The 14,736-nt window shown below is 36.4% G+C and carries 13 protein-coding genes; 4 read left to right on the top strand and 9 right to left on the bottom strand.

Going from position 1 to position 14,736, the window contains the following annotated elements:
* Window positions 1–6 precede the first annotated feature (6 nt).
* Window positions 7–1,221, top strand: a complete 1,215-nt coding sequence (locus ABR854_RS05590; RefSeq protein WP_350264382.1) for an NADH-quinone oxidoreductase subunit D — start codon at window positions 7–9, stop codon at window positions 1,219–1,221.
* Window positions 1,222–1,428: 207 nt separating this feature from the next.
* Here the strand turns inward: ABR854_RS05590 and ABR854_RS05585 are convergent, their stop codons facing one another.
* From ABR854_RS05585 to ABR854_RS05570, 4 genes are all read right to left on the bottom strand, one after another.
* Window positions 1,429–2,808, bottom strand: coding sequence for an APC family permease (locus ABR854_RS05585; protein WP_350264381.1), 1,380 nt, complete (start codon window positions 2,806–2,808; stop codon window positions 1,429–1,431).
* A 150-nt stretch (window positions 2,809–2,958) separates the two neighbouring features.
* Entirely contained in the window at window positions 2,959–4,029 is a 1,071-nt protein-coding gene (locus ABR854_RS05580) for a mandelate racemase/muconate lactonizing enzyme family protein (RefSeq protein WP_350264380.1), read from the bottom strand.
* A gap of 2 nt (window positions 4,030–4,031) precedes the next feature.
* On the bottom strand, window positions 4,032–5,126 hold the full coding sequence (locus ABR854_RS05575) for an N-acetyltransferase DgcN family protein (protein WP_350264379.1): 1,095 nt from the start codon (window positions 5,124–5,126) through the stop codon (window positions 4,032–4,034).
* A gap of 12 nt (window positions 5,127–5,138) precedes the next feature.
* Complete coding sequence (locus ABR854_RS05570) at window positions 5,139–7,700, bottom strand: serine hydrolase (RefSeq protein WP_350264378.1); 2,562 nt, start codon at window positions 7,698–7,700, stop codon at window positions 5,139–5,141.
* A gap of 150 nt (window positions 7,701–7,850) precedes the next feature.
* On the opposite strand from ABR854_RS05570, the gene ABR854_RS05565 reads away from it, so the two are divergent.
* Window positions 7,851–8,306, top strand: a complete 456-nt coding sequence (locus tag ABR854_RS05565; protein WP_350264377.1) for an Lrp/AsnC family transcriptional regulator — start codon at window positions 7,851–7,853, stop codon at window positions 8,304–8,306.
* 31 nt (window positions 8,307–8,337) lie between these two features.
* Here the strand turns inward: ABR854_RS05565 and ABR854_RS05560 are convergent, their stop codons facing one another.
* The 3 genes from ABR854_RS05560 to ABR854_RS05550 form a co-directional block, all read right to left on the bottom strand.
* On the bottom strand, window positions 8,338–9,498 hold the full coding sequence (locus tag ABR854_RS05560; protein ID WP_350264375.1) for a lycopene cyclase family protein: 1,161 nt from the start codon (window positions 9,496–9,498) through the stop codon (window positions 8,338–8,340).
* A gap of 108 nt (window positions 9,499–9,606) precedes the next feature.
* Window positions 9,607–10,482 carry a lipoyl synthase gene (lipA, locus tag ABR854_RS05555; RefSeq protein ID WP_350264374.1) on the bottom strand — a complete coding sequence of 292 codons (876 nt, stop codon included), beginning with the start codon at window positions 10,480–10,482 and terminating at the stop codon, window positions 9,607–9,609.
* Window positions 10,483–10,576: 94 nt separating this feature from the next.
* The gene (locus tag ABR854_RS05550) at window positions 10,577–11,347 is read right to left on the bottom strand and encodes a hypothetical protein (RefSeq protein WP_350264373.1); all 771 of its coding nucleotides are present in this window, start codon (window positions 11,345–11,347) and stop codon (window positions 10,577–10,579) included.
* 175 nt (window positions 11,348–11,522) lie between these two features.
* Between ABR854_RS05550 and ABR854_RS05545 the strand changes: the two genes are divergently transcribed.
* Window positions 11,523–11,942: an OsmC family protein gene (locus ABR854_RS05545; protein WP_350264372.1), complete on the top strand. Its 420-nt coding sequence runs from the start codon at window positions 11,523–11,525 to the stop codon at window positions 11,940–11,942.
* A 54-nt stretch (window positions 11,943–11,996) separates the two neighbouring features.
* Here ABR854_RS05545 and ytxJ read toward each other — a convergent pair whose 3' ends face one another.
* Window positions 11,997–12,332, bottom strand: coding sequence for a bacillithiol system redox-active protein YtxJ (gene ytxJ, locus ABR854_RS05540; protein WP_350264371.1), 336 nt, complete (start codon window positions 12,330–12,332; stop codon window positions 11,997–11,999).
* A 140-nt stretch (window positions 12,333–12,472) separates the two neighbouring features.
* Window positions 12,473–13,762: an aminotransferase class I/II-fold pyridoxal phosphate-dependent enzyme gene (locus ABR854_RS05535; protein WP_350264370.1), complete on the bottom strand. Its 1,290-nt coding sequence runs from the start codon at window positions 13,760–13,762 to the stop codon at window positions 12,473–12,475.
* Window positions 13,763–13,833: 71 nt separating this feature from the next.
* Here ABR854_RS05535 and ABR854_RS05530 point away from each other — a divergent pair, with 71 nt between their 5' ends.
* Window positions 13,834–14,670: a hypothetical protein gene (locus ABR854_RS05530; RefSeq protein WP_350264369.1), complete on the top strand. Its 837-nt coding sequence runs from the start codon at window positions 13,834–13,836 to the stop codon at window positions 14,668–14,670.
* Window positions 14,671–14,736 lie beyond the last annotated feature (66 nt).

Below are 14,736 nucleotides of genomic sequence, written 5' to 3'. Positions count from 1 at the left end.
CTCAAAATGCAACAAATACAATATAAATATCGTCCCGAAAACCTAACTATTTCAGAACCGAACAAATACAAACCCGAAGATTTGTATTCGGAAGAAATGGTACTGAATCTTGGTCCACAACACCCATCTACGCATGGTGTTTTGCGTTTGGAAGTGCTTACTGATGGCGAAATTGTGGTCGATGTTGTATCCCATTTGGGCTATTTGCACCGTTGTTTCGAGAAGCACGCCGAAAGTTTACCATTCAATCAAATTATTCCTTACGTTGATAGAATGGACTATGTAGCTGCCATGAATTCGGAGCTGGCGTATGTGATGGGTATTGAAAAAATGCTCGGAATAGATAAAGATTTGCCTAAAAGAGTAGAATATATCAGAGTTTTGGTGGCAGAATTGAACCGTTTGGCTTCCCATTTTATTGCTATCGGGACTTATGCACTCGATATTGGTGCTGCAACGCCATTTCTTTGGATTTTCCGTGACCGTGAACATATTATGCGTATGCTCGAATGGCTTTGCGGAGCCAGAATGCTCTATAATTATGTGTGGGTAGGGGGCTTATTCTATGATTTACCAGTAGGTTTTGAAGAGCGTTGCCGAGAATTTATTGATTATCTGAAACCAAAACTCATTGAGTTACAACAGTTGGTCATCGAAAATCATATTTTTATCAATCGTACCGCCAATATTGGAGTTTTACCTTTACCGATGGCCATTAATTATGGTTGTACGGGCCCAGTTTTGCGTGGTTCGGGACTAAAATGGGATTTACGAAAAGTAGATGCCTATTCAGTTTATGGTGAAATTGATTTTGATATTCCAGTCGGAAAAGGTGAGATGGGAAAAGTAGGCGATTGTTGGGATAGAAACAATGTGCGTGTGCAAGAATGTTGGGAATCGGTGAAAATTATTGAACAATGTTTAGAAAAACTGACGAAAGAGCATAAACGAACCACCGATTTCGACCCACAAGCACTTGTTCCGAAGAAAATTCGTCCACCGAAGATGGATTTTTATTGTCGGGCTGAAAATCCTAAAGGTGAATTAGGTTTCTTTATCCGTACCGATGGTCGTTCGGATATTCCAACGAGGGTAAAAGCTCGTGCTTGTTCGTTCAATAATTTGTCAGTTTTGCCCGAATTATCTCGTGGTGGCATGATTGCCGATTTAGTGGCTGTAATTGGCTCGCTTGATGTGGTGATGGGTGAAGTTGATAGATAAGTAATGAGACACAAGAGACGAGATACAGGATTCGAGATAAATGTTTGATTATCAATAAATTAATTAATGTTTTTTTTCGCTTATTTTCGTCTCAGTACATAATAGGTTAATATTATTCGACAATTTCATAGACAGTTATATAGCTGTCTATAAGCTCATTACTTTACTGTGGACTTGTCGACTATTGACCGTGGACTACTTAGTTTATTAATTTTTCTTCCAAAATAAATAAAAAGGAATGCCTGTGGCAATCAAACCAAGTCCCATCAAGGCTTCTTTTGGCTGGTTGTATATGGTTATAATGAGTAGAGATATGCAGAAAATTACAAAAAATGCGGGTACAAATGGGTAACCAACTACTTTATACTTCCTTTCGATATTTGGACTTTTGATTCTTAATATAATTACTCCCAAAGCTGTACTTCCGTAATAAATAAACGAAGCGAATACAAGCATGTCAGTCAGTTGGTCGAAACTACCTGACCATATTAAAAGTATTGACCATATTGCTTGTATAAAAAGTGAAAAGTCGGGTGTTTGAAATTTCGGGTGAATGGAAGAGGCTTTCTTGAAAAACAAACCATCTCTCGACATAGCATAAAAGATTCTGGCCGACATCATAATTGAACTATTAGTGGCATTCAGCGTTGTTACAAGTATCAAACAACCCACAAAAAGTACCCCAGTTTTTCCAAGAATTTGATTTGCAACTTCAATAGCGGCAATTTTATTCGGCGTCTCGTTGAGTTGAATGAAGTAATCTATCGGCAGAATATAAACGAAAACGATGTTCAGCAAAACGTAAATCAAAATCACGATTCCTGTTCCAAAACCCAAAGCGAGAGGCAAGTTTCGTTGCGGATTTTTTACTTCTTCTCCAATATAACCGATATGATTCCAGCCTTCGTAGCCCCAAAAAGCACCAAGACTTGCCAGCATCATGGCTTTAGCTAAACCCCAACCTTCGACCGAGGTATTATTGAAATGACTACTTTTTTGCGTGAGATTTTCAAAACTTCCATGTGAAGAACTAATCCCTAAGATGATTAGTAGTAAAACCGCCCCAAACATCAAATAAGTAAGCACACTACTTAAGCTTTCGGCAACAGTAATACCTCTATAATTGAGCAGACTTAACATAATAACTAAGCCCGAAGCCAGTATTTTGATAGAAAAATTATCAAGAATATTTATGCCAAAAATGATAAAACTAAGATTTAAATCAGCGAGTGGAACAAGGCTATTGAATGATTGTGCAAAAATATAAGCCAGAGCCGCAATGGAGGCGGTTTTCATGACCGTAAAATTGCCCCAACCGTACAAAAAAGAAAAAAAACGGCCATAAATCTTCTGAAAATAAGCATATTCACCACCAGAATCGGGGTACATACTCGCCATTTCAGCAGTTGACAATGCTCCTGCTAAGCTGATAATTCCTGCCAAAACCCAACATAAAATCACCAAAATAGGCGAACCCAACTCAGCTGACATTGGAGCAATTTTTTTGAATACCCCAGAGCCAACAATCACACTCACTACCAAAATAGTAGCTGCTCGTAATCCAATTTTAGGTGTTAGTTTCGACATAGTAGAGCAAGTTTCTAACTTGCGTTATTGTTATTAAAAATAGATAAGTTGATGAATAAGAATGAACGACACTTGTATTTTGGATAAAGAACTATTAAGGAATACATTTATACTATTGTGGACTGTTGACTATTGACCGTGGACTACGTATTACACAATTTTCTCATATCCAAAACCCGCTTTCTGATTTATTTTAAGAAAACCATCTTCCAAAGTAAAACCACCGCTAACTAAATCTTCAGCCAAATCGAAACTGCCATCAAGGTCGAGGTAGCGAGTGTTTTTACACGAATAGGCCACATGAAGAGCAGCCGTTATACTGGCAATACTTTCGTCGTTACAGCCCCAAAACAAATCAATATTTGCTTGTTGAGCGATATTAGCAATTTCTAAAGCCCCTAAAATACCTCCACATTTCATTAGCTTAATATTAAAAATACCAAAAGGCTGATGAATGGCACTGAATGATAAAGCTGATTTTGCATTTTTCAAAGATTCATCGGCAGCAAGTAGTTTACACTCGTCTGCACTAAGGGCAAATAATTCTGATTCTTTACCAACTTTTAATGGTTGTTCGATTAATTCTACGTTAGTTTTTGAGGTTTCGGTTAGAAATTTCTTTAACTGCTCCAAAGAATAACCTTGATTGGCATCGACTCTGATTTTTAGATTATTTTTATAAATTTCGTGCAGACGTATAATGCGTTCAATGTCTTCGTCAACGTCAATTCCTGTCTTTACTTTTATTACCTTGAAGCCCAGTTGAGCATATTTTTTTGCTTCTTCAAGGGTTTTATTCACAGCCATAATGCCGATTGTTACGGAAGTGGGTAGATATTTTATTTTTTGTCCATAAAAATCAACGATTGGAACATCTAAAAACTTCCCAAAAGCATCGTGCAGGGCCAAGTCGATGGCCGCTTGTGTACCAGCCAGCAATGGAAAATGTTGATGGGTTTCAAAAATGATTTGTCGGAAATGTCGAATATCTCGCCCAATAAAACTCTGCACAAAGTCAGTTTGCAAGTTTTGTAAGGTTTGCTGAGAGTTTTCACCAATTACTTCTTCGGCAGGGCTGGCCGAGCCTAAACCTACAATGCCGTTTTCAAGTTCGATTTCCAGAAAAACTAATTCGACATCATAAAAGGTATTATATGCAATCGTATAAGGCTTTGTTAAAGCCAGTTTTTTTAGATAGGGTGTAATTGATTTTATTTTCATGGTTATAAGGCAATGAGTGTCGGAATCAATTTTTCTACACCTTCCTGTATGGGCAAAAGCACTGGTATTTGGAGTTTTTCCTCATAAAATGCTTGATATTCAAAAGCTTCCTCATCAGTACATTTTTCGGTATTGAGTGCCACCGCAATTACATTTGAACCCAGTTTTTCGATGATTTCAATTTCTGATTCTACGCTCGGAATTTCGCCCCAATGTGGGTCATCATCAAAGTATTTGCGTTTGGGTGAATGCAGTAAAACTACGTGTTTCGCATTGCCCGAAATCAAAAATTCAAGTCCGCATGGGCCACTTGGATTGCGTAATGAAGATTGTCCTTCAAGAAATATAAAATCAGCGTGAGTGTCTTTCCAGCAACTTACAATAGCATTTTCTAATTCGCCCGAAACAAAATCATTGAGCGTAGAATCAAAGATAAAACCATATTTTCCGCCCTGCAACCAGCCAGTTTGACCTGTAAAAATCATTTGTCCGTTCAAACCATTTCGTTCGCAAGCTTGACGAAGCATTCGGGCAGTGGTGCGTTTACCCATTGCACAATCCATACCAATCACGGCAATTATCTTAGCTTTGACATCTCTTACTTCGCCCGTCCAAAAATGTAAATCTTTTCTACTTTTTGGCTTTCTAATGTCAACTAATTCTACTTTGTTTGCTTCGGCCAAAGCAACGATTTCTGGTTTTTCGGATAAATATTCATGTAAGCCATTGACAATCGAAATGCCATTTTCGATGGCAATTTTTATAATATCGAGCATAGATGGCGGTAAAACGCCACCAATTGTGGCAACGCCTATGATTAGATAATCGATTGATTGTAAATTGTTTATTGCGTAGTCGAGCGAATCAAAAACTGGAATATTTCTATGTTTTCCGTCAAGCACCTCGCCCGCATCTTTTCCTGCTGTTTCTGCCGAATCTATCACACCAATAATCTCATAGCGTTCTGTGCCTCTAATAAGCCCGTGGGCAGTTTTGGCATCACTTTTTTGCAATAAACCATTGGTAAGAATAACTGCGGCCCCCAAACCCCCAATGGGGGCTGGCTGTGCATTAGTTGTTTGAATTTGATTTTCCATGAAATTATTTAATTAATTATCATTTTCAGTATTTCGCCCCCTTCGGGGGTTGGGAGCTATTAAAACTCCCGAATATTTGCCCGTACCTTTCTGAGATTGATACACGATTTGACCATTTACCCAAACTTTTTCGATACCTGTCGAAAGGGCTTTTCCATCTTGAATATTAGCATTATCAATGACAGTATCAGGGTTGAAAAGTACCAAATCGGCATAGTTTCCGTTGGCAATGATTCCTCTATCATTGATACCCAAATTCTCGGCCGACAAACCTGTCATTTTATAGATTGCCGTTTCGAGGGGCATGAGTTTTTGTTCACGCACATATCTACCCAAAATCTTTGTAAAAGTGCCATGTCCACGTGGATGGCCGCTCGATGCACCATCAGAGCAAATATTGGTATGCGACCAAAGGAGAAAATTAGCAACATCGGCTTCGTCCATTGATTTTCCCATGATTGCCTCAATTCCTTCATTAAAATCTGGGTTTTTCTCTTCAAATTCGGCTGCAATAGCTATTAAATTCATCAGCGTTTGCGATGGTTTTTCGTTGCGTTCTTTAGCAATCGCCGAAATTGTTTTTCCTGCGTAAGATTTATTTGGGGCAAAACGCACCAAAACAGATTTTTCTGGGTCAAATAATTGATTGACAGCAAATTCGGCACTGGTAGAATTCGTATAATCTCGGTTGGGAAAAAGCACACGAAGGGTAGAATTCCAAAAATCATAAGGATAGCAATCGGCTGTGATATTGATTCCTTCAGCACGAGCTTTTTGTAACCTTGCCAACAATTGCGGAGATTTACCCCATTGGTCTTTTTTCGCAATTTTGATGTGCGAAATCTGTACAGGAATTTTAGTTTCTCTACCAATTTCGATGATTTCATCAATGGCATCATCCAAATTGATGTCTTCACTCCGTATATGACTCATGTATCGACCACCGTTTCCGGCCACTATTCGAGCAAGTTGCAAAACTTCATCTCGGTTTGAGAAGAATGCAGATTCATATTCCAAACCCGTAGCCAGACCCAAAGAACCTTTTTCTAATTCTTTTTTTAGTAAAACCTTCATTTTTTCTACTTCTGAAGGCTTGGCAGTTCGATATAAACTTTTGGCTCCCATTACTTCACTCCGTAGAGTCGAATGCCCTGTATAGGTAGCAATATTGACTGCAACTGGCCGTTTTTTGAAGAAACTTTTCAATGTATCCATCGGGTAACTGCCACCATCTTGGCCAATTACAATAGTCGTAATGCCCTGACTAACAGCTGGTATTGCTTCAGGAACTTTATTGAGTCCCCCAAAATGGTGGCTATGGGTATCAATAAATCCAGGTGATAGAACCAATCCTTGTCCGTCTGTACTTTCTTCGTTCTGAAAAGCGGTTAAGTTTCCAATTTCCCAGATTTTATCATCTTTTAAACGCACACTTGCTTCGCGAGCAACCGAACCAGTACCATCAATGAGTTTGATATTTTTGATGAGCTGGGTTGTAGGAATTTCATATTTTTTATTTTCTAAAATAGCATTTACTATTTCAATCGAATTTTTATTCGTAGAATTGCTCAGAATAATGAGCGTATTTTTTTTATCAATGTTTCGTTTGATAATATTGAAGAAGCCTACCCAGCTACCTGTATGCACAAAAGTTGTTTTGTCTTCACTAATTCCCCAACCAAAACCATAATTATAGGAGTTACCATTTTTTAGTTTCACTGGGGTAAATGCCTCTTGTAGCGTTGTTTTACTTACTAATTTATTGGTATAAAGAGCTTGTTCCCAAGTCAATAAATCTTCAATCGAAGAATAAATATTGCCATCGCCTACGACACCATCAAATCTCATAAGGTCATTCAAAGAATTTTGTCCATTTTGACGCTCAAACCCGTAAACCCGCTGAGTTTTTAGGCTCAACGGGCTTTTCATGTTTAGATAATAAACAAAGGTGTTTGTTAGAAGAAGTGGTTTGGTAATATATTTATCAAAAAAAGTCTCAATTTTCATTTTTGAGGTTTTTTCTATGATTGATGCTAACAAAACATAGCCTGTATTACAATATTGCCACTCGCTACCTGACTCAAACTCAAGTGCTGGGCGGAGGTCTGCCAATAAGCTAAGTACCTTGTCATTATTGAGGGTATCGAGTGTATTAGTGTATTTGGTAGCTAAATCGAAATATTCGGGCAAACCAGAAGTATGAGTGAGTAGTTGGCGAATAGTAATTTTATCGTAAGGGAAATTCGGTAAGTGTTTTTTTACTTTATCATCAAATTGTAGTTTACCTTGTTCTTTCAAAATCATGGTCATCATTGCCACAAATTGCTTAGAAACCGACGCCAAATTAAATGATGAATTCGTCGTAAGTACTTCTTGTGTTTGAATACTCGCAATTCCAAAAGCCTTTTTGAAGAGCGGTTTTCCTTCTTGGGCAATCAAGACTACGCCGTTGAACATAGCTTGTTCATGTAGTTTCGTGAGTGCAGAATTGACACTTTCAATTTGTTGAGGAGTGTACTGTGCATGACTCAAATGAGTACAGAAAAGTACAACAAATAATAGAAAGCTTCGCATGATTTTGATTTGATAAATGCTTTGAAATTTTGATAAAGTTAGATTTTGTTCTTTTAAATGAGAAATTTTTCTAATATAAATAGAAATACATACTAATTTTAAGCAAAATATTCTTTTAGACTATACAATGAGATAAACAAAAAGCAAATTATGCTGGATAATGTCGATAAACAAATCTTGGGGCTTTTACAGAAAAATGCCAAATTGACCATAAAAGAGCTGGCTGAAGAACTGAATCTTACGACTTCACCGATTTTTGAGCGAATTAAACGATTAGAAAAAGAAGGAGTAATTGAAGGCTACGTGGCTTTGTTAAACCCCGAAAGAGTAGGGAAGGGGCAGGTAGTTTTTTGTAATGTTTCGATGCCGATTTATACCAAAGAAAACATAGAAAACTTTGAAAATATAGTGCGTTCAATGCCGCAGGTTTTGGAATGTTATCACTTGGCAGGTCTGGTCGATTATCAGTTAAAAGTTTTCGTAAAAGACATTAAAGAATATGATAGTTTTTTAAAACAACTGGCTGAAATTCAGATAGTTAAAGTGCATAGCAGTGCAGTGGTGCTGCACGATGTGAAGTATTCAACCATCATTCAGATTGATTAATATGTAAGCGAACAGAATGTTTACTACACTGTTAAAATTTCCTACGAATTACACCAATTACAGCCGCTATAAATTTCAGCTTTTTAGTCGAATTCATAATCTTAATTTCTTCCCAAAGATTGGTTTCGCCATCTAAAAATTTAAAAATTTGTGAGGCTGGATTTCGCTCGTACAAGCGTGCAAAAACTTCGGCAGCGGGAAGACGTTTTTGTTCGAGAACATTCAATAAAACACTTGCGTAGAAGAAGAAGCGTTTTTGAAACCAAGAAGTTTTTATTATTGGTGAACCTGTTTTTTCGAGTTGTTCTACCAAAGTTTTTAGGCGTTTTTGAGTATTCTGAAAAGTATAACCAGTAGCAGGATTGGTGTAACCGCCAGCCGTTCCAATTCTTACTACGTGTTTACTCGGAAACTCATTCGTAGCCTCATCAGACATCGGAATTATTCCAAATTCATCTTCAATTACTTCATAATCAGCTATTTGTAATTTTTCAGAGATATATTTTTTTAGCTCATCATCGTATTCTTTTTCTTCTAATAATCTTTCGGTGAATAGTGTATATTCAACAATGGCGGTGTGTTCATCAAAAGGCAAAACGTACATAAAACGACATTCGTTGTACTGTTCTACGCCAAAATCCATCATTTCGGGTAGGGTAGGGTCGAAGACCGCTTTTTCCGAACGAATGACCAAACCCTTGAAATGTTGCAACAAGTTATGGTTTTTAGGGATATTGAGCTTGAGTTTGTAAGTGCTATCAAATACAAAACCAGCTTTGTATGTTTCTCCAGTTGCTGTTTTTACAATCGCATATTCATCAGTATCTTCGATGTTGATTACTGAATCCTTGATAAATTGAATATTAGGTGACTTTCGTAGTTCAGTAAGTACAAAATTATAAAAATCTATACCTCGGAGGAGTTTGTATTGATAATTTCCAATATCAAGTTTTTGAATTTTGTTGGAAGCATCTCGAAAATTAACAGTATTCCATTTTCTATATAAAATATTTTCAAAAGTGCCCTTTTTAGATTCCCACAAAGCCCAAGTACGGTCATTTTTGTTTTTTTCTTGGGGTTCGATTATCAAAATGGAAGAATGACTTAACTGGCTATTTTGTAGATAATATGCCAACGAAAGCCCCGCCATTCCACCTCCACAGATGATAAAATCCCAATGATTATCTTTCACAGTATTTAGGTTTTGCTGAAAATATAAAATCCATAAGATAAACGTAAACAATTGTTTATCTTATGGAAGAACAAATTTTTGAGAAATATGTTTGTGGAATATTTTCTTTTATACGTGTACGTGTCGTTCGGCGTGATAGCTTGAACGAACTAATGGCCCTGACTCAACATATTTCAACCCACGGCGTAAGCCTTCTTCACGATACATTGCAAAAGTATCTGGGTGAATAAACTCAATTACTTCGTGGTGCATTTTTGTTGGTTGAAGGTACTGACCGAGCGTCAGAATGTCTAATCCGTTTTCTGCTAAATCATCCATTGCTTTGAAAACTTCATCCTGAGTTTCGCCCAAACCAAGCATAATACCTGATTTTGTACGTTGACCGTACTCTTTTGTTCTACGGATTTGCTCCAAACTACGTGCATATTTTGCTTGTGGACGCACATTTCGGTACAAACGCTCAACTGTTTCCATATTGTGTGAAACGACTTCTTGCCCTGCCGAAATCATACGGTAGAGGGCCTCCCAATTACTTTTTGTATCAGGAATAAGCGTTTCGATGGTTGTTTTAGGAGAAACTTCCTTTACTGCTCTTACTGTCTGATACCAGATTTCAGCACCTTTATCTTTTAGTTCATCACGGTTTACTGAAGTCAGCACAGCATGTTTTACTTGCATCAATTGGATTGCTTCAGCGACACGGCGAGGCTCATCAGTATCATATTCATTCGGGCGACCAGTTGCTACTGCACAGAATGTACAACTACGTGTACAGACATTTCCCAAAATCATAAAAGTGGCAGTTCCTTCGCCCCAACATTCACCCATATTCGGGCAATTTCCCGACTGGCAGATCGTGTGTAATTTATATTCGTCAACTAAGCCACGTACTTTTTTAAAATTTTCGCCAATAGGAAGTTTCACTCTCAACCAATCTGGGCGACGAGTACGTTGTTCGGTACTTACAACGGGTAATTCTATCATTATTTTACGGAAGTTTTACTGAACTTGTCTTACTCTTTGGTAAAACGAGAATAATTTAATGGTGCAAAGGTAAGGCATTAAACCTTTCGAGAAGCTATTTTTTTTGTTTTCTATTGCCAAAATAGACCGTTAGAAAACCTGCCGTATAAAATTGTGAGTTTTGCGATAATTGACTGGACATAATTTCAGGCTTTCTGCTGAAAGCTTCGGCGGTTAGGCCAATTTCAAAACCTGTTAGACTATTTCCGAAAGTATTCATGTCAATATTTGCGGCGATTTTCACGTGAGCTCCTGGGTTTAGGCTCATTCCTTTGAAGAAATCTTGCCAAATACCTGCCGAACCTTGAATGCGATTGAGTTCTTTGTGGATATTTGGGTCATACTGTACAACATCAATCTGTCCACGACCTGTGCGGTCATATTTGATGTAATAAGGTTTTTGAATACCAATCGAAGGCCCTCCCGCAACAATCAAACTAATACCGATACCATCTTCTCCGTTTTTCTTGAAGTAAACAATCTCTCTACCATATTGCGGACGAACTGAAAATAAATAGTTAGTTTTCCCGTAAATAAATCGATTTGCAATACTTGTAGGCTCCGATTTTTCTTTGGGATGTTTGATATTAATGGCTTCAATAGCTATATAGCGATGCAGTGGATGGCCTTTTTTTGTACCGATAGCACTTGAATGACGCACCACGACTCCTCCAAGCAATCCAGAATTGGTGTTGGTTGTGGCACCATAAGCCAACATTTTGTAGTCTTCACTTGTTTTTTTAGGTGCAGTTGAAGACGACTTACGCTGTGCAAATGTACTTACTGAAAAAAGTACAAAAAATATGCTTAGAAATTTGACAATCACAGAAGCCATTGTTTTATTCGAGATTAACAATATAAATATAAACGTATTTTTTCATAAAAACATCACCTATTTAACTAAATAAATTAAATGAATGTTCTTTGTTTTTGAAAAATAGTGTTTTTTGCCTTATTTTGAGTAGTTTATTGATAAAATTATAACTAATTAACCAAAGAAAATGCCTACTTCAAAAATAGTTTACCTCGGCGATTTACGCACACAAGCCACCCATTTGCAATCAAATGAAACAATTATTACTGACGCACCAGTAGATAATAATGGTAAAGGAGAAGCTTTCTCTCCAACAGATTTAGCTGCTACATCGCTTGGTAGTTGTGCGATGACAATCATGGGAATCATGGCCAAACGTGAAGGTGTTGACTTTAGTGGCTCTGAAATTGAAGTTACAAAAGTAATGTCAGCGGAAGCACCGCGTAAGATTGCTAAAGTTATCGTTGATTTTACCATGAAAACTCCCGAAGCTCTTTCAGAGGAAGTGCAAGCTAAATATGTGCGTGCTGCACATACTTGCCCAGTATCATTGAGTTTACACCCAGAGATTGAACAAGTATTTAATTTTACTTGGACAGTTGCCTAAATACAATGATGGTAAATGATGAATGTTTGAGGTTCATCATTTACCATTGAATATTTACAATTGATTGACGATTTCATCGAAACGAATATCGAAGTGAGAGGCATCATAAACAGATTGGCCATTCTTGATGATTAAGATTTGTGGGGATTCGTGTTCTACATCAAATTCTTGAGCAATTTTATTTGAAATAGGGCGAAGCCTGAGCAAATCAAGATAATATGGTTTTAAATCTTTGGCTTCTTCGTCTTTCCATGCACGTTCTAATCTTGATAAAGCCGTAGCACTAATTGAGCAAGTTGTACTGTGTTTCAGAATCATAACTGGCTGATTATATGATTCTTGCTTGATTACGTCTAACTGATTCTCTTCGGTAAGTTTATTCCAATTCATTAAATTACATTGTTTGTTTTTCTAATCAAACATATGAAGTTTAGGAAAGGTTTCGATTGATTTGCCTAATATAAAGCAAAATTGTTTGAAATGAGAAATAATATCTCATTTCAAACAATCAGCTATATCAATGAAAATTTTTAGATTAATGCTAATGCACGTTCTCTCTCTTTAATGTTTAGTTTGAAACCTTTAAGTGCTTCTTCTCGATTGAATTGCCCTTTGCGTTCTAAATCCTCCATGTATTCAGCAATATTGTTGAGCAGTTTCTCTGTTTCACTAATGTCTTGATACAAGCTAAGTGAAATTCTATATCCTGATTGAGCAACTGGCACCGCAGGTAATGTACAAGCACCCATGAGGAAACCTGAATCTCTGAAATGAGTTGAAAATTTATAGATATTTTCCATACTGCTTCCTGTTGCTAAATAAAACAAAGGAGAATGTGTATAGTTTGTTATGGGAAGGTTTAATTCTTTTGCTTTTTTCTTGAAGAAAACTATCAATTCATTCAATCGAGCTTGTCTTTCGTAAATTTCACTTGATAGATGGATATCTGCAATTTTTGAAGCAGCTAAAACTCCCATTAATGGGGTCGGAGAGGAGTAACGAATTGCTCCATTACAATTTTCGACAAAACTTTTGGTTGCTTTATCAGGAAATATTAGTGCCGATCCCATTGCACCAAAAGCTTTATTTAAAGAGGTAATTATATACAACTTAGGGTGTTTTTGAATCGAATGAAGTGCAAAACCTTTACCATTTTCTCCAATCCAACTCATTCCATGAGCATCGTCGATATAACAGTGGAATTTGTCATGCGTATTCAATAAAAGTTCAATATTCTTGAAAGGGGCAGTGTCACCATGCATCGAATAGACACTATCGGCTAAATACCAAACATTTTCGTGTGTTTCGCTAAGTGTTTTAATTCTTTTATCAAGAACCTCCATCTGGTTATGCTTGATCGTTTCTACATGTCCACCCTTAGCTTTTACAATATCGGCTGCCATTTTCACACTTTCATGCACAAATTGGTCTAAAATGATTGCATCATTCGAACTTATAACTGTTGGAATGTAAGCCATATTACCAGCCGAAGTGCTTGACGCTGTTATGACAGGTAGCCCGAAGATTTTCTCTAACTTTTCTTCTAATTCAATGGCATGTTCAAATGATAAATAAGTACTTGAAATAGCAATCTGGAGACCAAATCGCTGGATTCCTTCAATTGCTGCTTGCTTTACTCTTTCATCCATCTCAAATGCCAAATAGTTGCTGGTCAAAAAATTACTAATTTTTTTGCCATTAACAATAAATGAGCTTCCTGTTTGCTCATCATGAGAAGTTTTCATTCTGATGATTCCAATTTCTCGTGCCTTAGAAAATGTTTCATTGACAAAAGACATTTGAGGCGATAGTTTTTTCATGGTTTGTTGGGTTTTTATGATAATAAAAATATTTTATCAAAATGTGTGCCAAATAATTAAAAAAAATAGGAATGTTTCAATTAATATTATATACATTTGTTGTAAATGCTTTACAACAAATAATGCTTAAATTTTTATACATTATATCAATACTGCTTGTTATTTTTAATTCAATCAGTTTTTTATATGAACCGTCTGAAATTTATAAAATTTTAGGTCATATGCTTTTTATGCCTATAACTGGCTTAGTTTATGGCTTTTTGAGAGATTGGCAATTTGGTAAAATTGACCAAAGAATATTTTTGGTCTGCCTGATCGGATGTATTGGCGATGGAATTATTTTTTTCGTTTTGAATGAAAAAGGCGAGTTTTTGCAGTTGGTTTCTGCTTTTTTCGTGCATTTTATTTTTATAAATATTTTCAGAAATGAAGGGGCATATGTCTTTAATATAGCTAAAATAAATATTTTAAAGGTACTCGTTCCTGCGTTGATCGTTTTCTTTTTTTTCGGATTTGTTCTGTTACCAGTGCTTCCGAATGTATTATATTTTATGGTCATTTTTTATGCTATTGAAGTGGCTATTTTAGTAGTAATAGGGTATTTTAGACCCGTATCTGAAAATGAGTATTGGCTTGTTGCTGTCGGAGTGACGTTACTTTTATTGAAAGATATTTTGTATAGTTATTTCTTTTTTGTTTTTAAAAGTAATCAACATTTGTTGTATATACCATTTTATATATTTAATGCCTTAGCGTATTTCTTGATAATTTATGGTATCGCTATTAACCAAAATACAAATAGAGAAGTCCAGGAGAAGATTTCGATTAAATTAATACTCAATATCATACACTCATTATTCAAAAAAAAAATAAAATCTAATATTTTTGATTCGATATTCTTAAAGTAAGAAGAAACTATTGAAGGCGTTTGCTGAAAAGCACACGCTTTTTTTTGTGTTTTTTTAAGAAATACA

The sequence above is a fragment of the Emticicia sp. W12TSBA100-4 genome (assembly GCF_040253585.1).
Classification (GTDB): domain Bacteria; phylum Bacteroidota; class Bacteroidia; order Cytophagales; family Spirosomataceae; genus Emticicia.
Note: the sequence above shows the minus strand (reverse complement) of the source record. Positions and strands in the feature narration are given on the sequence as shown.